Source organism: Bradyrhizobium cajani (genome assembly GCF_009759665.1).
GTDB lineage: Bacteria > Pseudomonadota > Alphaproteobacteria > Rhizobiales > Xanthobacteraceae > Bradyrhizobium > Bradyrhizobium cajani.
In genome coordinates this window covers 143,361-166,722 of sequence record NZ_WQNE01000018.1, presented here as the reverse complement: position 1 = coordinate 166,722, position 23,362 = coordinate 143,361, and the positions used below count along the sequence as shown (strand labels likewise).

Genomic DNA, 23,362 nt, shown 5'->3' with positions numbered 1-23,362 from the left:
TGCCGCCGGCGGCGTTCTCGCCGTTGCCGTAGCTGTTGGTGTTCGTGTTGAAGCCGCCACCAGCACCGCCGCCTCCGCCGAAGCCGCCCTGTGCACCGGTGGTTCCGGCTTTCCGGGAGGCGAGATAGGCGTTACCGCCGCCGCCACCACCGCCAAAGGTGCCGGAGGCCGGGGACGATCCGCGATACGACGTCGCCCCTGCCCCGCCTCCGCCCGGAAGATTCGACAGGCCGAGGCCACCGCCCGCGCCGCCCGCATAGCCCCAGCCGGTGTAGCCTTGGATCCCCCCCCGGCTATAGAAATGTTGCACCCCGGTCGTGGAGCCAAGGGCTCCGTCGGTGCCCATGCCGCCGCCGCCGGCACCGCCTTGAAATGTCCAGGCGGACGGGTTCACGCCGCCGCCGTCGCCGCCATGGGCCGCGTTATCGACGAAGGTCACGTTCGCGATCGTCGCCGTGGCACCCGCCGCGACGAACAGGCCGCCGCCAAGTCCGGCGCCGCCGCCGCCACCGCCGATGCCGCCGGCACCACCCTGCGCCAGCGTGTGCGCAATCGTCATGTCCTTGAACGTGACGGTGCCGGCATATTCGAAGAAGCCACGATGGGTATTGGCGCCGTCGAGCGTGAAGCCAGCACCATCGACCGTCAGTTTGCTGCCGCTGGCGAGATTGATGGCGGCAAGGTCCGAGCTCAGCGACGCCAGCGAAATATTGCCAGCGAAATGGATAACGTAGTTGAGATTCGCGCCATAGGCGTTGCCGCCCGAGCTCATTGCCGTCAGTGCGGCGTTGAGCTCGGCCGCGGTGCTCACCGTGAAGCTGGTCTGCGCCAGGCGGATGTTGGTGCCGCCATTGCCGTCCGCGACCACAGCAAGGTTGAGATCGAAATGCTGGGCCGGATCGAAATGCAGTGTCGCCACTGCGGTGCCGCTGACATTCTTCAGCGTCACGAGATTGTTCGCATCGATCGTGTAGGAGGTCGCGACAACCGATCTGAGATCGATGGTGTCGCCGACATCGAAGCCCTTGATGGTGACCGTGGGCACCCCGGTGTCGAACACGGCGGTGATCGCGTGACCCTGGGCGAAATTGAACGTTCCTGTGCCAGTGACCGCGGCCCGGAACTCGAAAATGCCATCGTTGGCGATGGTCATCGCGCCATTGTCCGCGATCGCGTTGACGATGGTGCCGGGCGCCTCGAACTTCAGCGTGCCGTTGTCGACGATGGCGCCGGTGCCGACGCTGCCGCCAGCCTCGACCTCGAGCGTGCTGCCGCTGTCGATGGTGGTGCCGCCGACGTAGCTGTTGGCGCCGGCGAAGTGCACGGTGCCACTGCCTGCGATCTCGACGTGGCCGCTGCCGCCATTGCCGCCCTGGTCGGCGATCGTATCGGCAATGACGGTATCCTCGCCTGCAGTCGGCGCGAACGTGATGCTCTGGTTGCCCTGGATGAAGATGCCGGAGCCGAGCGCCTGTCCGTCGCCTCCGCCGCGGTTGCCCAGCCCGCCCGTGACTGAGTTGCCCGAGACCGAGCTGCCCGCAATCGTCAGCGAACCGCCTTCCTGCACGAACACCGCGCCGCCAGCACCAAGGCCGCCACCGCCGCCGGCATTGCCGAAGCCAGGGCCTCCACCATCACCGCCGCCGAACCCGCCAGCGCCCCCCGGGTTGCCGCCGGAACTGCGCCCGCCGCCGCCACCGAAGCCGCCGGCACCGCCTGTCGTTCCCGACCCATTACCGAAAGAGCCCGCGGCTCCGCCACCGCCGCCGAAACCGCCGTCGCCGCCGACGCTGAAGGCTCTTCCCATGGTGCTGCTCAGGTAGGCCTTCGCACCGCCACCGCCGCCCGCGCCGAAGCCGCCATGCGCACCCGGAGTGAGGCTGCCGCTGCCTGGCCATGAGCCGCCGGCAGCGGCCTGCGAATAGCCCGCATGCCCCGGGACGTTGATACCGAGCGTACCGCCCGGGTCCCCTTGGGTGACGTTGTAGAAGCCGCCGCCCATGCTGTAGCTGTGATTGACGAAAGCGCCGCCGCCGTTGGTGCCCATGCCACCACCGCCGCCACCTTGGCCTGAGCTCGAACCACCCCCCCAGTAACCTCCGGCGCCACCCTTGGCCGCGCCGCCCGTGAACGTCACGGCATCGATCGCGACGGCTGCGCCCGCCGCCACGAACAGGCCGCCACCGAGGCCCGCACCACCGCCGCCGCCTTCGGTACCGCCGGCGCCGCCCTGGGCCAGCGTGTGCGCGATGTTCAGATTGTTGATCGAGACGTTGCCACCGAACACGAACAGGCCGCGATAAGCATTTCCGCCGTCTAGCGAATAGCCCGCGCCATTGATGACGAGATGGCTGCCGCTGGCCAGATTGATCGCGGTCAAATTGGCACCGAGCGAGGCAATGGAGATGTTGCCTGCGAACTCGATCGAATAGTTGGTGTTGGTGGCAGCAGCTCCGCCACCCACGCTGATGGCGAGCAGCGTCGCGTTGAGCTCCGCCGCGTTGTGGACGGTATAGACGTTGGACGGCTTGATCACGGTGCCGCCGGAGCCGTCGGCCGAGAATGCGAAGCCGTAGGTCGGTCCGCTGAAATGCAGATCGACGCTATGGGTACCGTCGGTGACGTGCAGAACGCCGGTCGACGAATTGAACGACTGGGAAAACTGGCCGGAATTGTAGTTGATCCCGACCAGATTGATCGCGTCGGTCGCGCCGCTGAAGCCCCCGATGGTGCCGGCAAAGCTCGCCGGCGCATCGATCTTGAGCGTGGCGAGAGCGCCGTTGAAAGTGATGGTCTGATTGGATCCGACGCCCGCGCCGAATTCGACCGTGCCGCCATTGCCAATGGTGACCGCCCCGGTGCCGGTGACATTGCCCGCAACCAGCAGCTTGCCGCCGCCATCCGCCTGCAGCGTGCCGGTGTTGGTGACGTTGCCGGCGAGATCGAGCGTACCCGCCTTGGCGTCGATGACGCCGCTGTTGTTGACCGCCGTGCTGACGATCGTGGTGCCGCTGCCGGTCTTGTCGTAGTTGCCGGCGACGTTGAGGGTTCCGCTTCCGGCGCTCGATGCGATGTTGAAGGCGCTCCCGCCGGTCGTCGCATCGGTGAAGGTGACGCCGGCATCGATCTTGAAGGCCGCACCGTTGTTCAGTTGAAGCGTATCGCCGGAGAAGGCGCCGGTCTGGCCGGATCCGCGCAGCTCGAGCGTCCTGCCGTCGAGCGTGAAGGTCTCGTTATTGGCATCGAAGAAGGTTGCGAGCCCATTGACGATCGTCGTGCCGCTGCCGCTCTCGGTGCCGCCCGTGAAGGTCGCCCCGTTGGCGTCGATCAGCGTGCCGGTGCCGGACAGAGTGCCGCCGGACTGGGTCAGGCTGTTGATGGTTTCCGAGACGGCGCCGAGGTTGATGTTGCCCGGCAGCACGAAATCATTGGTGACGGCGACATTGACCAGCACCGGCACGCTGGTCACGCTGCCGTCGGTCGCGGACACGGTGAAGCTCGCGGCCGGGTTCAGCGTGCCGTCACTGACGAAGATCACCTGGCCCGCGGCGAGCTGTGCCTGGGTGAAGCTCGTGATCGCAACGCCGGGCGCATTCGACAGCGCCACGTAGCCGCGTTGCGTGCTGCTGACGTTGAAGATGAGCTGGCTCGCGCTGTTGTCGACATCGCTGACGCCGAGGTCGGCCGTGGTGATGGTCGTCGCCAAGCCTTGCAGCAGCGCCGCCGCATTGTCGCCGGATAGCACCGGCGCATCGTTGGCTCCGGTGATCGTGATGGTGATGACCTGCGCGCTGCCGTCGCTTCCCCTCACGGAGAAGGTGTCGGTCATCGTCGCGCCGGCGGCGAGCGCCTGCACCGTGGAATTGTTGTTGTCGAGCGTGTACCTCCAAACGCCGGCCGAGGACACGGTGTAGGTGCCGTAGCCACCGGTGCTGGCGGTCTGCGCGGCGACGGCCACGAAGGTGACGGAGGACGTGTCGGGATCGAACAGCGTCAGCGAGCCGGTCGCGGTCGGCGTCCCCGGCACCGCGTTGGCGACGCCGCCCGCCTCGATGACCGAACCGGTCGTCGTCCCACTCATCGTGGCCGGATCGTCGGTACCGAGGATGTTGATGGTAACGGACGAGGTGGTGCCGTCCGAACTCGCGACGGAGAAAACGTCGGTGTAGGTTTGCCCGCCCACGAACTCGTCATGTGCCGAACTCGCGACGTAGCTCCAGGTGCCATCCGTGGCGAGCGTGAAGGTGCCGTACTGCCCGGCCGTGCCGGCCTGCGCGACGAAGGATTGCGGACTGTCGGGGTCCAGGATCGTCAGCGTGCCGCCGGTCGACAGCGGCGCATTGGTTTCAGCCAGATTGCGCGTCACCGCCGATATCACGGCGGCATCGTCGGTGCCGTTGATCGTGACCGTGACGACCTGCGGCGTGCCGTCGATGGACGTGACCGTGAACGTATCCCTCAGCGTGCCGCCAGCATTGAGCGCCTGAACCGCGGCATTGCTGTTGTCGAGTGTGTAGGTCCAGACCCCGGCCGACGTGACGGTGTAGATGCCGAAACCGCCGAGGCTGGCTGTCTGTGTCGTGACCGGCGTGAAGGTGTTGGCGGGATTGTCGACGTCGGTGTCGGTCAGCGTGCCACTCGCGCTCGGCGTCCCCGGCAGCGCGTTGTTGAGGCCGCCTGCTTCGGTCACCGAACCGGTGGTGGTGCCGGATATCGAAGCCGCGTCGTTGCTGCCGAGGATATTGATCGTGACGGACGAGGCCGTGCCGTCCGAGCTCACGACGGAGAACGTGTCGGTGTAGGTCTGCCCGGCCACGAACTCGTCATGTGCCGAACTCGCGACATAGGCCCACACACCGTCCTGAGCAACGGTGAAGGTGCCGTAGTGCCCGACCGTGCCCGCCTGCACCACGAAGGTTTCGGGATTGTCGACGTCCTGGATCGTCAGCGTACCGCTGGTCGACAGCACAGAATCGGTTTCGGTCAGGTTGACCGTATCGGCAGACAGCACCGCCGCATCATTGGTCCCGTTGATCGTGATCGTGACCTGTTGCGCGGTGCCATCGATGGTCGTGACCGTGAACGTGTCGGTCAGCGTCCCGCCGGCATTGAGTGCCTGAACCGCACTGTTGCTGTTGTCGAGATTGTAGGTCCAGACGCCGCCCGACGTCATGGTGAAGGTGCCGTAACCGTGGTCGCTCGGCGTGGCGGTCCCGACCGCCGTGAAGGTGTTGGCGGGATTGTCGACATCGCTGTCCGTCAGCGTGCCGGTCGCGTTCGGTGTTCCCGCCACCGCGTTGTTGACGCCGCCCGCTTCCGTCACCGTGCCGGTGCTGGTGCCCGAGACCACGGCCGGATCGTTGACCGCCTGCACGGTGATATTGACGGTCGCCACGTTGGAATCGGCGAGACCGTCATTGACCTTGTAGGTGAAGCTGTCGGTGCCGTTGTAGTCGGCAATCGGCGCGTAGCTGAACGAGCCGTCGGCATTCAGCGTCAGCGTGCCGTGGGCCGGACCGTTGACGAGGATCGCGTGGAGCGCATCGCCGTCGAGGTCACTCGCCCCGGCGAGCATGCCCGCGCTCGGCACCACCAGCGCATGGTCCTCGTCGGTCGTGTAGCTGTGCGCAACCGCCACCGGCGCATCATTGGCGCCGTTGATCGTGATCGTCACATATTGCGTGGAGCTGGTCGCGGTGCCGTCGTTGACAACGACCGCATAGGTCAGCGTGAGCGTCTGGCCCTGCTTCAGGAAATCGAGGTCTGCCGCGCCCGGCTGGTAGGTCCAGCCAAACGTCGTGGCGGAGCCGGTCGACAGGTGACCAGTGGAGTCGATCGCAAAGGCGGCATTGTCGGTGAGCGCCAGCGCGCCGGTCGGCAGATTGAAGGCGTGCCCGTCGAGGCTCACCACGGGTGCGCCGACCACCGAAGCTGTCAGCGTGTCGCCAACGTCGCGGTCGCTAGCCGAGATCGAGCCCGCCAGCGAAATGACCTGCGCGTGAGCATCGGCCGCCTCGTTGACGGCCGCGGTGTCGCCCGTCACCACGGGCACGTCGTTGGTGCCGGCGATGGTGATGGTCAGGGTCTGCTGGTTGCTGGTGATGAGCCCGTCGCTGACTTCGACCGTGTAGGTCAGGACCAAGCTCTGCCCTTCGCGCAGGAAATCCAGGTTGGCCGCGGACGCATCATAAGTCCAGCCGATGCCCGCAGTGCCGCCGTTCGAGGTGCCCGCATGGAATGACAGTGCGTTGTTGATCAGCGACGCCGCCCCTGCCGGCAGGGCGAAGGCGTGGCCGTCCGGAGTCACGACCGGCGGGCCGGCGATCGAAGCCGTCAACGTATCGCCGACATCGGGATCGGTCACCGGCAGCGTGCCCGTCAGCGTGATGTGCTGCGCGGAGGCGTCAGCGGCTTCCCTGGTGCTTCGCGATGCATCGGCCAGAATCGGTGCATCTTCGTCGCCGGTGATCGTGATGGTGACGTTCCGGCTCGCCAGTCCGCCATGACCGTCGCTGACGGTCACGGCATAGGTTTCCGTGACCGTCTGCCCGGCCCGCAGGAATTGGACGTCCGCGTTGTCGACGAGATATTGCCACGTCGCCTGCCCGCCGAGGCCATTGACGGTATCGGCAGTCAGGTGCGCGCTCATGGTCCCGAGCGCCAGTCCGCCAGCGCGGGTCGAGCTGACGAAGGTGGCCGAGACGACATGTGCATCCGCCAGATCGACGTCTGTGAACGCGATCGCACCGCCGGCGTGCAGCCGCCCCTGGGGATCGAGCGCCGTATCCTCCTGCATCGCGCCCGTCGTCTGCGCAGCGTGGATAACCGGCGCGTCGTTGACCGCACCGACCGTCAGCTCGCGGGTGGCGACGGCCAAATCGTGCCCGCCGTGATCGGTGCCGTCCGGGTCCTGCACCGTTACCGTCAGCGTTCGAGTCAGTGGCGACGGATTGTCGCTGATATCGGCGTAGAAGACCGCACGCAACGCAACCGCAAAATCCGCGATCGACGGCTGCTGGCCGGCTCTGGCCGTCAGCGTCAGCGTGCCGGTCGCCGCATCGAACCTGCCCTCGATCAACGCCGTGTTCGCAAACGTCAGGATGTCTTCGCCCGGCCGATAGTTGCCGGTGATCTGGATCGTCGCCCGGAGCAAAGTGTGGCTGTCCGGATCGGACAGCGTCAGCGCCGGTGCAACCGCGACCGGCGTTTGCTCGAGCGCAACCAGCGCCGATCCGGCATTGAGAGCCAGCGACGGCGCATCATTGACCGGCGGTCCGGCGTTCGATTCATTTTCGGGACCGGCTCCGCCGTTTCCACCGCCGGGCGGATGGAAGGCGATCTCTGCACCAGTGTTCACCGGCGTGCCGTGAACAGAAGCTCCATTCGGCTGAGACGACGGCAGGTCAGGCCCCGGACCGTACGAGCCGAGCGGCGACGACGAACCGCGCGTACCGGCGCCGCCGGGCGCGACGCTGCTGTAGCGCTCCGCAAGGTTCTTGATCTGCAGAATGCTGGTCAACGCGTCCAGCTCGCCTGCCCTGTCGGCGTCCGTCTTCGCCTGCTCGCTCGCGGCAATTTGAGTTGGACCGGTCGGCTTCAGCTCCAGCTTGCCACCTTCGCTGCTGATCGTCGCGATGGCGTTGCCGTTCCGATCGTACGCCGTCGCCTGATGCTGCCCGTCATTCTGATGAAAGATGGACAACGTGACCGATCCATCATCCGGCGAGATCTCGCCGCCGCCGGCCGAACCTGCAATCTTCGCCGAGCCGACCGGCGTCCCGACCCGCATGTCACCCGACTGGGCAATCTTGCCGGAGGCGAAAGTGAACGATCCCTGGACGAGATCGAAAACCTCGAGATTGACGCTTCCATGCGGGTCGAACTTGAATTCACTCAATACGAGGCGCGAACCATGGCCGATATGAAATGCGCTGCCGTCGTTGAAAACCAGTCCAGCCGAGCCGCGGCTGTCGGTCTGAACCACATCTCCCTTGAGCAGCACGTCGCCATTGTTGAGCGCCACGACAACGCCGTTGCGCAGAACCGTCACCTGGCCTTCGACACGTACCGCGTGTCCGATCACCTGCATCGCCGGCGAGGGAGCATCCTTGGCTGCGTATTGTCCGGGTGCGACAGGCCCTGCCAGGGCAGCGACGATTTCGCCGCTCAGCGTCGCACCATCGGGCGACCGCAGCGCGTGCAGATTCTCCGATTTGAAATAGCCGGCAACGACATGGATCTTTCCGTCGGTCCCGATCAGCCTCAGGTCATCGCCGGCACGCTTTAAATCGGCTCCGAGGAGATGCGTATCCTGAATCGTGACGGCTGATGCGTCCGGCGCGCTTTCGACTGAAAGCTCCTGCGAAATAGAGAGCGAAAAATGCCGATCGTCACTGCCGACATGCAGCATTATTCATTCCATCCGAAAATAGGCCACGTAAAACGGTTGAGGGTCACCGCCGAAGAAATTCGATCGACGCTGTCGTCGCGCCTTCCATCTAGCGATGGATGAAAGCAATGCTCTTCGTGAAATTCCCAGGACGATCACCGAGAGTTTCCGACGCCATTCTCTAGCGGCGGGACTCTCGACCGCCATTGGTATGGTATTCGGCTCCCGAAGGCTGCGAACGGGCATTCACATGCGCCCTTTTTCATCAGTTGTGATTACCGCCCGAGGCGTACGAAACGCCGAAGAGCCGTTCATCACAAATCGCGATATGAATGAATTCTCGTTGCGCGCACGAAATTCAGCTATGAAATTCGAAGCATGCAGCGATATGATTCGCCGGGCGTTTTCCGTCGCGGGTATTAACGGCCCTCGTTTCTCCCGAGTTCGGGAATTGCGGCTGGAGGCGTCTTCTCATGAATTTCGTGGCACCGATCGCAGACGGAACGCGGCGCGCGCTTCCTAAACACCTCAAGAGCCTCGAAGCTCAATCGATCGAGATCATGCGCGAAGTCATCGCCGAATTCAGGCGGCCGGTGATGCTCTATTCGATCGGCAAGGACTCCAGCGTCATGCTTCATTTGGCGCTCAAGGCGTTCTACCCCGCAAAGCTGCCGTTTCCACTGTTGCACGTCGATACGACATGGAAGTTTCAGGAGATGATCGCGTTTCGGGACGAGACCACGCGCCGCCTCGGCATCGAGTTGCTCGTCTACGTCAACCAAGACGGTCTTGCACGCGGCATTTCGCCGGTTACCTCAGGTTCGTCGGTCCACACTCAGGTGATGAAGACCCATGCACTCAAGCAGGCGCTCGACCTCTACGGCTTCGATGCGGCTTTTGGTGGCGCTCGCAGGGACGAAGAAAAGAGCCGGGCCAAGGAACGTATCTTCTCCTTTCGCTCGCGCGGACACGTCTGGGATCCCCGCAACCAACGTCCCGAACTGTGGAATCTGTTCAACACCCGTATCGGGCCCGGCGAAACCGTTCGCGTCTTCCCACTCTCGAACTGGACCGAACTGGATGTCTGGCACTACATCCAGCTGGAGAACATTCCCGTGGTGCCGCTCTATTTCGCCAAACACCGGCCGGTCGTGGCACGCGGCGGCTCCTGGATCATGGTCGATGACGAGAGACTGCCCCTTGTTGCGGACGAGCAGCCGGAATCGCGGCGAGTTCGATTTCGAACGCTGGGTTGCTATCCCCTGACCGGAGCGATCGAGTCCAGCGCCACAACATTGGAAGATATCGTGTCGGAGATGAGGGCGACGCGAACTTCGGAGCGGCAGAATCGCCTGATAGACGGCGATGAACCCGCATCAATGGAGCGTAAGAAGCGCGAAGGCTATTTTTGATGGAGAGCCGCGAGTTTCCGGCTGAGGCGCCGAGCAAGGACCTGCTTCGTTTCCTCACCTGCGGATCGGTCGATGACGGAAAGTCTACGCTGATCGGCCGCCTCCTCCACGACTCCAGGCTGATCTTTGAGGATCAGCTCTCCGCACTGGCGGCGGATTCGAAACGACACGGCACCACCGGAGACGACATCGACCTCGCACTTCTCATGGATGGACTGGAGGCCGAACGGGAGCAAGGGATCACGATCGACGTTGCATATCGCATCTTCTCCACACAGCGGCGTTCCTTCATTGTCGCGGATACGCCTGGCCATGAGCAATACACGCGGAACATGGCCACCGGCGCATCGACAGCGGATCTCGCCGTCCTCCTGGTCGATGCGCGCAAAGGTGTTTTGGCTCAAACCCGGCGACACTCCCTGATCTGTTCGCTGCTCGGCATACGCCATGTGGTCCTGGCCGTGAACAAGATCGATCTGGTCTCCTATCAAAGCGACGTCTTCGTTCGCATCGTCGACAAATACCGGGCCTTCGCCGAAGAGCTCGGCTTTTCGTCGATCGTGTCGATTCCGATCTCGGCCCGACACGGCGATAACGTTGCGAACGTGTCGGACAACACGCCCTGGTATCGCGGGCCGAGCCTGCTCGACCATCTCGAAACCATTGATGTGACCGGTGATACGGTCGACGACCCGTTCCGCTTCCCCGTGCAATGGGTCAACAGACCCAATCTGGATTTCAGAGGCTACGCCGGCACGGTAGCATCCGGGACGATCAATGTCGGTGATCCCGTCGCCGTGGCCAACTCCAGCAAAATCTCAAGAGTGAAGGAACTTCTGACCGCAGACGGCGCTCGGACCTGCGTCCACACCGGCGACGCGATCACGATCACGCTCGCGGACGAGTTGGACATCGCCCGCGGCGATCTGCTGGCCAGTCCGGACTCTCCCCCCGAAGTCTCGGATCAGTTCGCTGCACATGTCATCTGGATGAGCGACCAGCAACTCATGCCAGGCCGATCCTATTTGGTCCGCATTGGCACCCGGACGACGCCTGTTACTGTCACCGGGATCAAGTACAAGATCGACGTCAACACGCGCGAACATCTGGCCGCGCGTACGCTCGGCCTCAACGATATCGCGTTCTGCAATCTGTCGACTGACACCCCAGTCGCGTTCGACCCGTACCGGCAGAACCGCAAGACCGGATCATTTATCGTCATCGACCGCACGACCAATCATACCCTCGGTGCGGGCATGATCGCGTTTGGCCTGCGGCGCGCTTCCAATGTCCACTGGCAGGCCACACTGATAGGAAAGTCGGAGCGCGCTGCGCAAAAGCACCAGAAGCCAGCCATCATATGGCTTACCGGCCTGTCGGGTGCCGGCAAGTCGACGATAGCCAACATCGTCGAACGACGCCTTCACAGCGACGGCCACCACACCATGATGCTGGACGGCGACAATCTGCGCCATGGCCTCAGCCGGGACCTCGGCTTCACGGAAGTGGACCGGGTTGAGAATATCCGTCGCGCCGGAGAGGCGGCAAAGCTCCTGGTGGATGCAGGCCTGATCGTGCTCTGCTCGTTCATTTCTCCGTACCGCACTGAGCGGGACATGGTGCGACGTCTCGTGTGCGACGGAGAATTCATCGAGGTCTTTGTCGACACACCTGTCGACGAATGTGCACGGCGTGATCCAAAAGGCCTCTACGCCAAAGCGAAAGCCGGCCAGATCAAGAACTTTACCGGCTTCGATGCCCCATACGAACCACCGGTAACCCCCGAAATCCACTTGCAAACGATTGGTCATCAGCCCGAGCAATTGGCAGACCTGATCGTGAAGAAGCTGGCCGCGCTCGGAATCGTATAGGCGACGAGTTGATGCGACGTCCGAACAGCGAGTTCAGATCGCGACATCATCATGTCAGTGTACCAATGCTTGCTGCTCTCTTGAAGCGGCTCGCTCGCATCATTCGCCCGAATACGCCCTGCCATGCAACGACAATAAAGATGGCGGCGAGCCAGGAAGGTCAATGCCGAGCATGAATGTGCTAACGAGATGGATCTAGCGTCGGCACGGATGGTCCACCCCACAACAGAGTGTGAACGACCGCATCAAATTGGACAAACCTTCGGATCGAGCTGACCGGAAGCCGTCAAACAAGACATTGAAGCACAGATCGCCCGCACGAGAAGTTCATCGTCCCTAAAAAGTCTCTCTAGCATATCGTCCCCCTCAATACCCCACCACGAATTTCGCCTTCAGCAGAAGCGCGCGTCACTGCGTTGCTACGCTTCGCTCGAAGGGCTTATTTTCAGTGATGAACCTCGCGGCCAGCACCAGAGCGCCCATAGAAAACTCCTTTCCATGCGCGGCGATCATGCGCTCCGAAAGTTCCGCCAGCTCCTTGAAAAATTGATCCTTGCTTTCGGCTTCGTTGAGCGATCGGGTAGCGGTCATAACGTGTCTCCTTGTGAGGCTTGCAAGGCCCTCTGGCTTGGTACCGGATCAACTTACTTGAAAATGTACGGGGGAAACGTCACGATCGCCGCCTCCCCGTCGCTTGTTCCAAATGCAAGATGCTGGCCATCGCTAGACCAACGCAGGGTCTGGACGGCACCTCGACCAGGCGACCTGACGATCAATTCGTCGGATTGTCCGATCCTTGCGACCGCGACCGTGCCATCGGCGTAACCTGCCGCAACCAGGCGACGCTCTGGGTGAATATCCGCCGTCTCGACGAGAACGAACCGGGCGCGACCCGTAGCGAGATTCGTCGGCTGATCGCTTTCATCTTCAAGGCTGAGAACGTCCCATGCGATCATCCGATAGGCCCCGCTCGTAACAAGGACGCGTGAGTCCGCACTCCACGAAAGAGATGCAACAGCTGCGGGATAGGTCGGAATCCTGACGGTTCGCGCATCGGCGAGACGCACCAAAACAATACCTGTTTTCCCGGCTGATACGGCCAACCAGCTCCCATCAGGGCTCCACGACAAGGCCGAGACTGAGCCCAACTCAAATGAGGTGGAGGGCTCGGGTCGTGGCCCGAAGCTCCGGACGAGCAGACGACCGTCGGCTGCAATCGCAAAGTGCCGACCATCCGGCACTACAGCCATTGCCGAGGCATGCCCTCCGACCCGCTCTTGCAGCCAGGCGACTTCGCCATTGGAATCGTAAAATATGATTGACCCGCCGGAAGCGGTCAGGATGCCTCCCGCCGGTACCGGAGCAAGGAGATCGATAGGCGCCTCGTGGCTCGACACCACCCGCGTGACGCCGGACGCCGACACGCGAAGCAGTCTGCCGTGATCCGTGGCAATAAAGTCCGAGGTCCCGAGTGCAGAAAGATGTAGCGGAGCATCGCTGATTATCACTTTCGTCAATGGCGGCACCGGCTTCCGCCGCGGTGAAATCGTCGCCCGCCCCTCATCGAGCGCCACGCGACAGCGATCTTGCGCCGGCTCGGCGTCAGTCAACGGAGCTATCGCCAGGGCGCCATCGGCGAGCGCGAACGCAACACCCTGTCCCGCGGGATCGAAGACCGTATTCGTAACGGCCGTACCCACGGTCCAATGCCGCCCAAGCAATTCATAGAGCGTCGCGCTCTCTGCTTCCATCGTATCCATCGGTCGCCTCACGTTCGGGTCGTCTCATTTACCGGCGGCAATCCGCCTGTCTAATTCTTCAAGGCGTTGCTCTAGCGCGGCGCATTGAGCGTCACATTCTGCCATTCCGGTGTTTGCTTTTTGCAAGCGCTCACGCGCGTCGGCGAGCGCCTTGGCCAGTTCATGCGAACCGCCGGAGGTCGCAATCTCTTGCTCGATGCCCTGAATCTCGAATTCCGCGCCGCCGCTAAGCTGACAGTTGAGCAGATTGCGCGATTGAACGGCCGACATCTCCTGAACGACCTGCAGCCGCCAGGTCAGCATTTCGACAACGGTCAGGGGACCGGCGCTCATACACCACTCTCGATCTGGCGCAGGATCCGCTGCAAGCCACCCACGCCCGATACGAAGTGTTGCTGCGCATCATTGATGTGACATTGCAGCGAGTCCCATAGATCGACCCTCAACAACCGCGATGGATCGCCGGCCATGGTCTCGAGCGCCTGCAGACCGAACTGATGCCGCAAACCGATGCCCTGCAAGACGAAGTCCGTCAGTTCGCGTGCATGCGTTTCGATAAATGGACGCAATAACGGATGCGCGCCATAGTTGATGCCGCGCTTCGCAAGTTCGGTCTCGATGAACACCACGAAATGCCTGACCAGTAGATTTTGGCTTTCGCCAACCAGGTGCACCATGAAGGTTACGTCGCGGTCCGCACGCGAAAGGATCTGTGACGCGAGCGCCGCCGCAGCAGACTCCTCGCCCCCTTCTGCCCGTCCCAGAGCGTCGCCATGCCGGATCCCGTCCTCAGCTCCGCGAACGATACTGATGCAATTTGCGATACAGCGTGGCACGTGAAAGCCCCAGCTTCTCGGCGGCGGCCGCAATGTTGCCGCCGGCGTTTGCGACGGCCCTCTCGATGGCGCGACGCTCCATGTCGTCGAAGCGCGCGATCTCGTCACCTTCCGGCGTTGAGCCATGGCCCGTCGGCGAGGGCATCGAGGGTGGCTGAGCTGCCGCCTCCACGAAATCCTCGGGCAAGTCCCTGGGCGTAACCACGCCGGTGAGCGTCATCAACACGAGGTTCTCGATCAGGTTGCGCAGTTCGCGTACATTCCCGGGCCAGCTATAGCGCCGCAACAGTTCCTTCGTAGCTGCCTCGAAGCGCAGCGGTTGGGTGCTATAGGTGTCCGCAAATTGTCGATTGAAGTGATCGATCAGGACTTCGACGTCGCCCAGGCGCTCCCGGAGCGGGGGAATGGTGATCTTGACGACGCCGATCCGGAAATAGAGGTCCTTCCGAAAACGTCCCTCCACCACTTCCTGCTTTAAATTCCGATTGGTCGACGCCACGAGCCGGACGTCTACCGGACGCGGCTTGTTGTCGCCGAGGCGGTACACCGCACGCTCTTCCAGCACCCGGAGCAGGTACGGCTGAAGATCCAGCGGCATCTCGCCGATCTCGTCGAGGCTCAACACGCCACCATTGGCAAATTCAAAGCGGCCGGGCTTCCCCTCTCGTGTGGCGCCGGTGTAGGCGCCCGGCGCATGTCCGAACAGTTCACCGCCAAGAAGCTCTTTCGAGACCGCACCGCAATTGAAGGCGACGAAAGGCTCCTTGCCGGTCTTCTGGCTGGCGGCATGAACGAGACGAGCAAACAGCTCCTTGCCAACTCCCGTCTCGCCCTCGAGCAGAATAGCCGTCCGGCCGAGTGCCGCCCGTTCAACCTTTTCGACGACATCCTGCAATGCTTCGCTGCATCCGATAATCGCTTCCTTCGCCGACAAGAGGGCTGCGCGCGCAATCGGCGAAACTTGGGACGCGGGTGAATTCATCCGCGGCCTCGATGCGAGCACGAGCATTGCCCCCTTCACAATACCGTCGACGAGCAATGGCTCAATCCGCTGTTCGCGCAATTCCTCCGGCAGCCCATTGGCCAGGTCTTGAGCCAAGCGACCATCGCTGCTCGGAAGAATCCGATTTCCGATGCTCAAGTCGCCGGACTGCGCGATCCGTCGCCAGCGAACCGACGCCATGTCATTGTGATGAACGACCCTGCCAAACCGGTCGAGAATCACGACTCCGTCGCTGCTGCCCATCCCCGGCATCCGCGAAATGCTGGCCTCGAGCAGCCGTATTCTTTCAAGGCGAATCTTTTCCGAGAGCGCGAGCTCGATGTGATTGGCCGCGATTACCGCCAGTGCGACGTTGTGCCGGTGAAAGATCGCCTGAGGTCCGGAAAAATCAATGATGCCTATGATGCTGCCGTCGATCGGGCTGCGAATGGGGCTACCGACGCAAGTCCAGGCTTTGATGCCTTCGGAAAAATGCTCGGCAGCATGGACATGGACCGGTTTTCCCGTGATGAGCGCAGTGCCGATGCCGTTAGTGCCGGTCACCGTCTCACCCCAGGCGGCGCCAACCTCGAGGCGAATATCGTGCCCTGCATCAATCGTCCGCTGATCGCCGCCCACATCGAGCACGACGCCGTTCCTGTCGGTGATGACCAGCATGGTCGCGGCGTCGCCGAGCACTTCGGCGACGCGGCGAAAGGTCTGAGCGCTCGAACCCAGCAAGTCATCGTTCTTCAGACGCAACTCGTAGAGATCGTCCGGCGAGGCCACGAGATTGCTGCCCTTGCAATGCGCATTGACCCCGGACTTGACGCTGCGCTGCCATGATTCCTCGATGACGCCGCGCACCAGCGCGTTCTCGCGCCTGAGGTCGCCGGACGTCAGAAAGTTTTCCCACGCCCTGTTGGTTTCTCGCTCATCGTACGGCTGCCCCTGCTCGACATCCGTGACGCCCGGAACCTTGTAGCCTTCCAGGGAAAACGGCGGCTTAGCCATGAGCGTTTCCGTCAGCATTGGAGCACCATACGTAAGTTGGCAAACAACCCGATCGGCAGAAACGACCTGAACCGGCCCTGATCGGGATCGTCACCCCCACAGGCCCGGCTCGCGGAGATCATTCGGCGCTCTTAGCGACGGCATCCAATCCGAGACGGCCCGAGATGACTTGTTCCAGGCGCTGCTCGGACGTCTCGTCGGGCACGCTCGCGCCCTCAAGATCGGCGAGGACTTTCCGGATTTCCTCGTCCAGCGGTTCGAAGAGCCCGTTCTCCCGCGTTGCCAGGGCGAAGTATCGCGATTGGCCCTTTCCACGCAATTCGCCGACAAAATGGAGTTGCCGTCCCGACGCGAGATCTGCGATCACGACACGGCCGTTGAGGCTGATCCGCACATAGGGTTCCGCCTCTCTCGGACGGCCCGGCGGCGTGTACCACAGCTTGCCTGATGGCTGGGGCTGAGGAGGAGGCGTGGGATTGCGCAACTCCTGCCAGCGCCCACCAGTGAGATGATTGGCGACTGCGTCGATCTTCGTGCGGTTCTTCTGAATGAAGTCCTTTGCCGCGGTCTCCTCGCGGTGCGGGCCATCGCGCTTTGAAATGATGTGGACCATGGTCTCCTCCTCACCCGATCAGTCGGTTGGCCGTGGAGGCTTGTTGTACCGCCTCCTTTCGGCCATGCCGGAGCTTGCAAGATTGTAGCCCGATCTAGATCATTGTCACCGTCCAATCGCGCGATCACGGAGCTCAAGCTGTCGCCACCATCTCGCGCGTCACTCTGGCCACGGTATCCGGCGCGGCGGAATACGGCGCGGCGGAATACGGACCGCCTACACATGCCTCATGCGCGCCCAAGCTTCTCTGCCCCGCCGCCCAGTGCTGGTCCCTGTGTCGGATCGACGTACTCCGGCACGTCTGCAACCAGCGTGTTTGTAGTCAGCACCAGGTTGGCGACCGAAGCCGCGTTCCGAAGCGCCGTGTATGTCACTCGGACAGGGTCGACGATGCCGGCCGAGACCATGTCGAGGAACTTGCCGTTGGCAGCATCGAAGCCGACACCCGTCGGCGCGCACTGCAAGTCGGCCACGACCTTTGCCGCATCGTGGCCCGCGTTCCGGGCAATGAACGCGGCGGGGCGGGACAATGTCTCACGCACCAGCTTGATGCCTTCGCCCAGATCGCCATTGATGTTGCCGAGCGTGCGGGCGACCACAGGCGCGCATTGTGCCAATGCGGTGCCACCACCCGGCACGATGCCCTCCTCGGCTGCCGCACGCGCCGCACTGAGTGCATCGTCGATCAACTGGATCGTCCGCTTCTGCTCCACAGGCGTGACACCCCCGGCGAAAATCACGGCTGTCCCGCCCGAGAGCTTCGCCAGCCGCTCCTTGAGCTTGTCCTGTTCGATGTTCGGTGGTGCCAGATCGTATTGCTTGGCGACCTGCTGGCGCCGCGCGGCGATCGCCGCATTGTCACCCCCGCCGCGAATGATCACGGTTTCGCGGGCACTGGCCCGAACCTGGCGGGCGGTGCCGAGATCGCCAAGGCCGGCCTCTTCCAGCCTGCCGCCAAGCTCGCGGGCGATCACCCGTCCCCCCGTTATGATGGCGAGATCGTCCATCATCGCCTTGCGCCAGTGGCCGTAGTCGGGCGGATTGACTACCAGCACCCTCCCGCGGTTGCCGTCACCAAGCAGCGTCGGCACGACTTCCGGCGCTATCTCTTCAGCGACGATGACGAGCGGCCGCCCGGTCGAAGCGACCGCTGCGCGCACCGCCGACAGCTCGCCCGGCGTCCTGATCTTCAGATCCGTCAGAAGAATGTAAGGCTGATCGAGCACCACCTCCATTTTCTCGACATCGGTCACCATATGGTGCGAAATGTAACCACGGTCAAACGACATGCCTTCGACGACCTCGAGCGTCGTATTCGTCGTCAGCCCGTAATCGGAACTGATGATGCCATCCTTGCCGACGCGCTCCACGGCCTCCGCAATCAGCCCGCCGAGATGTGCATCGGTCGACGCAATTGTCGCTACCGCTTGGAGCGTCTTGCAGTCTGAGACGGCAATTGCCGCGCTCTTCAGGGTCTCGACAACGACCTCGACGGCCCGGTCAATACCTTTGCAGAGATCTACAGCCTTGGCGCCGCGCTCCAGGGCAGCAACGCCTCCTTGAATGAGACCATTTGCAAGCACCATCGCGGTCGTCGTACCATCCCCGGCGACTTCGTTGGTCTGCATCGAGACCTCGCGCACCACCTGGGCGCCCATGTTCTCGAAGCGATCGGGCAACTCGATCTCGGACGCGATGGTGACGCCATCGCGTGACACGATCGGTGTACCGATCGGCCTGTCGACCATCGCATTCATGCCCTTGGGCCCGAGCGTCGACTCGACGGCAGCGGCGAGCTTCTGGACTCCACGCGCAAGGGCGCGACGGGCCTCTACGTCATGCAGCAGAACTTTTGGCATTGCGTTCACTCCCCACGTGGTCTCGTGTTTGTCAGGTCGGGCGGACTTGCTGACCGCTCCGTTGTCGGCAGTCGCAGACGCGTCTCACGCGGGCGCGACAGTATGTTTTTCGGCGGCGGCCTCCAGTCCGATGGTCGGGCCGGCACAACCACTGCCACACGCACCGCAGGTGGATGCCCGTTCCGGACTACCACCATCGAATTCGCGATAGCGGGAGGCTAGAAGGCCCCTGCAAAGCGAGCTGTTGAACTCCATATTGATCCGCACCCCCCGCAACCGCTGGAGATACGAGACCAGCTCGTGACGCCTGATGGCCAAGCCCTCGTAAGTAACGAAGGCGCGATCGTCTGGAAGATGGGCCAGATGGCGCTCAACCAACAGCTCACGGTAGCGCAACTTCCGGCGCGCGACTTCTCCCGACCCAAAGTCGACCTCATCGTAAGCGCCTAGAGTCATCCGGCAGATCGCCGAATCCTCATAACCCAGTCCGCGCAACGCCAGCATCATGAACTCCTGGCGCCGCTCGAACGCCTTCCGGCGGAATTTCTCGCGCAAGTCGTCAAGAGATCCTCCAGGCGCAAAGTCCTTGAGGGCTTCGGCGAATGACTTTCCCCCGCTGACGCCGCGATTGATCTCCTGGGCGACCATGTGATCCCGGAGCTGCGGTCGCGCTTCCCGAACCCACGGCAACGCTGACACCGCTTGACGCATGTCGTCGGCCATGAGGAAGGCGAAGTTCGCCGAACACCAGTAGGTCGGCAGGCGAAAGACGATGTCGACTCCGCCATCGTCATGGACATTGACGAGCTCGACGAATCCGAGGTCGGTCACGGACTCGTCAAGTTCAGGATCCGTGACCGTTGCGAGGCGTGTCCACACCTCGCTGGTTCTCCGGTCGCGATGTGGAAGGACCTCGTCCATCCTCGTCACTCCGCCGCGACCGCGTGAGCTTTTGTCCCCAGCTTCGCCTTCTGCGCTTCGACGTCGACGCCATAGAGGCGCGCGGCGTTGAGGCCCAGGATCTTCTTTTTTGCCTGCGGAGTTAGATCGACGCCGTGCTCCTGCTTCAGATCCTCCGGCAGCTCGAAGTTCCAGAACTTTTCGACCAGCCAGCGGGGCGTCCAGATCGCGTAGTCGCTGCCGAACAGAAGCTTGTCTTCGCCGACCCAGAACAGGAGTTCGCTGCTCACTTCGGCGAAATAGCGCGGGCGCCCATGGATGAACGGCAGCGCCACTGCCAGGCCACCGTAGACATTGGTCTCCTGAACCGCGATCCAGCAGAAATCGTCAAGCCGCGGCAGCCCACAATGCTCGATGATGAAATTGAGGCCCTGGAGGTCGGTCGCCGCGTGATCGACGTCGTGAACGTCGAACGCATCCTTGTCCAGCGGGATGATCGTTGGGCCCTTGTGGACATGAATGTTCTTGATTCCGAGCTTCTCGCAGAGCTCGAAGCAGCGATAGGCGTTGGGGTCGGTGAGCTTCCAGCCGCGCGAGTCGCCTTTCCACTCGGCCGTATAGAGCTTGACGCCCTTGATACCGAACGTCTCCTTCATATAGTGAATGTATTCAAGCGCCCGTTCACCATCGCGCGGGTCGAACGCGCCATTGACGATGAAGCGATCCTTGTACTTCTTCGCCATCTCGGCGTTGCGGTCGATGGTGTTGAAGCCGTTCTTGTAGAATTCCGTCAGGTACGTCGACTGCACGATGGCCATGTCGTCCGGTCCATCGATGAACAGATCGCGATACATCTGTTCGGCGCTGTATTTTTCGAACTGCTCCTTGGGCCAAAGCTTGTCCTTCGGACTGAGCGACGTGTGGTAGGCATAGAAGCAATCAATGAACTGCTTGCCGTGGATGTTGAGCTGGTTCGCCGGGCTGCCGTCCCAGAAATGGGTGTGACCGTCGATGACGAACACTTCCTCGCCAGTGGGGGTTATGAACATGAAAGTCTCCAAGGTTTATAGATGCTTTTTCATCGATGTCGGGAACGGCCGACCGCGCGAGAAAATGGTGGAGCTGCAATCCGGGTGGACGCAGCCCCACCCAGTCTCGGGAGAAAGGTTCACTCGATATATTCGAAGACCTCGTCCATATTGCCGAACAGCGTCACCGTATTGTCATCGATACGCACCATCCGGCCATAGTGCGTTGAGGTATTCACCTCGAAAATCTCGGCCGTCATTTCCTTGCCGAGAATCTCGCTGATTTCATCCATCTTGAAGATCAGCTTGCCCTCCCCGTCGATGCGGATCAGAGCGGGTTGATAGGTCACGGTCACGTTCGGCTTCTTCCCCATGAATTCGGCGATGGCGCGCGCTTCAACGCTGTCGTTCATGGTCACACCGCACTGATGGGAGATCGTCTGTTCGAAACGAAGGTCTCCCATCTTCTGGAAGATGTTTTGGTTGGTGGCAGATCTGGAAGCAACGGACATTGCAATTTACTCCTTGGGAAAAGTGAGGCCGAGTTCGCCGAGAATCTTCTTGATGCGTTCGACCGACTGCGCGCGGGCATCGGCGTACTGCACCGGCTTCGAATGCGGCTGCGACCAGATCGGCTGCAGACCAGCGGCCGCCTTGTTGGCGAGCGCCACATGCTTGTTCACCCAGCCCTGGAACAGCTTCTTGTTGTGGGCTGCGTGCTGATTGTCGGTGACCAACAGATGCATCAGGTCGATCGTGTTCGCGAGATTGCGCTCATAGTCGGCCTCCGCCGCCGAGATGACGGGCGGCGTGATGAAGTCGCCATTCGACGAGGCCGTCTGCATGAGGAAGCCACTGCGGAACAGCTCGCCGACGAGCGGCTCGAACACGATGTTGGTGGCAAAGTACTGCTCGAGATAGTCAGGCGATCCCATGATCGACTCAATCGCTTCCCGCGTGCCTTGCCACCCCTTGTCTTCGAGCCAGGTGCGTTTGCCCGCCGCATCGTCGAAGCCCTGAATGTCCATTCCGATCTCGGCGAGATAGAGCGTGATGTCCTGGGCCAGGCGAAGCTTGTAGGACGAGTTTGTCAGCGTCGCGTTGTTGATCATCTGGGTATAGCCGTAGCGCTGGGCCTGCATCAGCGACGTGCCAAGCCCGAATTCGACGTGCTTCCACGCACCGAGATGATTTTGCAGGATCTTGATCCATGCTTTGTCGAACGACTTCGGGGCGCCTGACTTGCGGCCATTAGCGATCACCGCCTGAACCATCGCCTCGATCTTCGACTGGCGCTGGTAGTGCGTGCGCTCCCATTCCTGGTCCGGAGCACGGAAGGCATGCCAGTTCGCGCTCAGCGCCTCCGTGTTGTCCTTGGTATAGGCGCCCTTCCCGTTCGGGAAAGAAATGATCCAGTCCTGCAGCAGATAGCGCTCCGGATCAGGCTGGACGTCAACAGTCACGTCCTCGTAGTGCGTCGCCCGCTTGCTGCGTGGCTCGAAATACCGGTACTTGCGGCTGTCCGAGTCAGGAAATATTGCAGCGCCGGCTGCGCCGGATCCGACTGAAACACTTGGAACGGCAGTCATAGCCTCTCTCCTCCCATTGGTGGCTTTGCATTCGCTAGGTCGACACGCAGAACGTCTCAGTTGGTGGCCGGTGTGAACTTGTCGAAGAAGACGCGGTCCGATTCGACATCATTCATCTGCAAGACTGGCGTCAGTGCCTCGATCATCGGCGATGGCCCGCAGGCATAGACGTCGACGTCTTCGCCATAGCCCGAGCTGCGCAGGTGTGCTCCGACCGCCTCGTGCACGAAGCCTTTTTCGCCGTGCCAAGTCGCGTCGTCGGCCGAATGAGAGAGTACCGGTACGAACTTGAACTCCGGATGCTTCTCGGACAGACCGGCTAAGCGATCGAGATAGAACAGGTCGTTTTTCGTGCGGGCCCCGTAGAAGAAATGTACGGGACGCACTTCGCCGGAGTTGAGGTGATCGTGCAGGATCGACCACAGCGGCGACATTCCCGAGCCGCCGCCAACCAGGATCATGGCTCCGGTTTTGTTTTCTCGTCTGAAACAGGTGCCGTAAGGTCCCTTGATCCCGACCCTGGTTCCGACGGCGAGGTCTCCGTCGAGCCGGGAGGAGAAACGTCCGTTCGGGTACTTCTTGATGATGAATGCGAGTTCTTGGCTTTCGCCCGGCGAATTTGCCATGGAAAACGAGCGCGTAATCGTCTCTGCCCCCGGGAGCGTGATGTCGACATATTGACCCGCCCAGAACTTCAGAGGTTGCTCCAGCGAGATTTCGAGCCGCCGAATATCGTGGGTCAGCGCGGAGATGCTCGTCACTGTGCCGGTGAAGTCCTTGACGGGGATCGACTTCGAAAGCACCTCCTCGTCATAGTTGAGGAGCTCCACCTCAAGATCCGAGTAGGCTAAGGTTCGGCACAGCAGGATATAGTCCTGACCACGCTCCATTTCGTTGAGGGCAAAGGTCGAATATTTCTTGAGCTCGACATCACCGCCGGTGAGTACGCATTTGCACGCCGAGCATTGTCCCTCCTTGCAACCGTGCGGCAGCGCTATGCCCTGGCGGAACGCGGCGTCGAGAACGGTTTCGTTCTCCTCGACCTCGAATTCTATGCCTACCGGTTGCAGGCGAACGACATTAGCGGGCGCGCCCATAGGGGCCTCCTC

At 62.2% G+C, this 23,362-nt stretch carries 15 protein-coding genes; 2 read left to right on the top strand and 13 right to left on the bottom strand.

What is annotated here, in order from left to right:
• Positions 1–8,410: VCBS domain-containing protein (locus GPL20_RS39985; RefSeq protein ID WP_157331558.1), on the bottom strand; the 8,410-nt coding region annotated here is incomplete at its 3' end.
• A gap of 452 nt (positions 8,411–8,862) precedes the next feature.
• Here GPL20_RS39985 and cysD point away from each other — a divergent pair.
• Together cysD and cysN are read left to right on the top strand one after the other, a co-directional pair.
• Positions 8,863–9,801: a sulfate adenylyltransferase subunit CysD gene (gene cysD / locus GPL20_RS21835; protein ID WP_157331557.1), complete on the top strand. Its 939-nt coding sequence runs from the start codon at positions 8,863–8,865 to the stop codon at positions 9,799–9,801.
• Complete coding sequence (gene cysN / locus GPL20_RS21830; protein ID WP_157331556.1) at positions 9,801–11,672, top strand: sulfate adenylyltransferase subunit CysN; 1,872 nt, start codon at positions 9,801–9,803, stop codon at positions 11,670–11,672. Before cysD ends, cysN begins: the two co-directional genes overlap by 1 nt.
• Positions 11,673–12,080: 408 nt before the next feature.
• On the opposite strand, the gene GPL20_RS21825 is transcribed toward cysN, so the two are convergent.
• From GPL20_RS21825 to GPL20_RS21770, 12 genes are all read right to left on the bottom strand, one after another.
• On the bottom strand, positions 12,081–12,263 hold the full coding sequence (locus GPL20_RS21825) for a hypothetical protein (RefSeq protein WP_157331555.1): 183 nt from the start codon (positions 12,261–12,263) through the stop codon (positions 12,081–12,083).
• A gap of 53 nt (positions 12,264–12,316) precedes the next feature.
• On the bottom strand, positions 12,317–13,432 hold the full coding sequence (locus GPL20_RS21820; RefSeq protein WP_157331554.1) for a WD40 repeat domain-containing protein: 1,116 nt from the start codon (positions 13,430–13,432) through the stop codon (positions 12,317–12,319).
• A gap of 24 nt (positions 13,433–13,456) precedes the next feature.
• Positions 13,457–13,765, bottom strand: coding sequence for a hypothetical protein (locus GPL20_RS21815; protein WP_157331553.1), 309 nt, complete (start codon positions 13,763–13,765; stop codon positions 13,457–13,459).
• Positions 13,762–14,109 (bottom strand): hypothetical protein, encoded by a 348-nt coding sequence (locus GPL20_RS21810; RefSeq protein ID WP_246250806.1) that lies wholly within the window; start codon positions 14,107–14,109, stop codon positions 13,762–13,764. The genes GPL20_RS21815 and GPL20_RS21810 overlap by 4 nt, the downstream gene beginning before the upstream one ends.
• A gap of 112 nt (positions 14,110–14,221) precedes the next feature.
• Entirely contained in the window at positions 14,222–16,264 is a 2,043-nt protein-coding gene (locus tag GPL20_RS21805) for a sigma-54-dependent Fis family transcriptional regulator (protein ID WP_246250804.1), read from the bottom strand.
• A 118-nt stretch (positions 16,265–16,382) separates the two neighbouring features.
• The gene (locus GPL20_RS21800) at positions 16,383–16,877 is read right to left on the bottom strand and encodes a hypothetical protein (protein ID WP_157331551.1); all 495 of its coding nucleotides are present in this window, start codon (positions 16,875–16,877) and stop codon (positions 16,383–16,385) included.
• Between the two features lie 227 nt (positions 16,878–17,104).
• Positions 17,105–18,736 (bottom strand): molecular chaperone GroEL, encoded by a 1,632-nt coding sequence (groEL, locus tag GPL20_RS21795; protein WP_157331550.1) that lies wholly within the window; start codon positions 18,734–18,736, stop codon positions 17,105–17,107.
• 84 nt (positions 18,737–18,820) lie between these two features.
• Complete coding sequence (locus GPL20_RS21790) at positions 18,821–19,657, bottom strand: metal-sulfur cluster assembly factor (protein ID WP_157331549.1); 837 nt, start codon at positions 19,655–19,657, stop codon at positions 18,821–18,823.
• Between the two features lie 5 nt (positions 19,658–19,662).
• Positions 19,663–20,685, bottom strand: coding sequence for an amidohydrolase family protein (locus GPL20_RS21785; protein ID WP_157331548.1), 1,023 nt, complete (start codon positions 20,683–20,685; stop codon positions 19,663–19,665).
• Between the two features lie 119 nt (positions 20,686–20,804).
• The gene (locus GPL20_RS21780; RefSeq protein ID WP_027550986.1) at positions 20,805–21,176 is read right to left on the bottom strand and encodes an MmoB/DmpM family protein; all 372 of its coding nucleotides are present in this window, start codon (positions 21,174–21,176) and stop codon (positions 20,805–20,807) included.
• A 6-nt stretch (positions 21,177–21,182) separates the two neighbouring features.
• Positions 21,183–22,253 (bottom strand): aromatic/alkene monooxygenase hydroxylase subunit beta, encoded by a 1,071-nt coding sequence (locus GPL20_RS21775; RefSeq protein WP_157331547.1) that lies wholly within the window; start codon positions 22,251–22,253, stop codon positions 21,183–21,185.
• Positions 22,254–22,309: 56 nt separating this feature from the next.
• Positions 22,310–23,350 carry a 2Fe-2S iron-sulfur cluster-binding protein gene (locus GPL20_RS21770; RefSeq protein ID WP_157331546.1) on the bottom strand — a complete coding sequence of 347 codons (1,041 nt, stop codon included), beginning with the start codon at positions 23,348–23,350 and terminating at the stop codon, positions 22,310–22,312.
• Between the last annotated feature and the right edge of the window lie 12 nt (positions 23,351–23,362).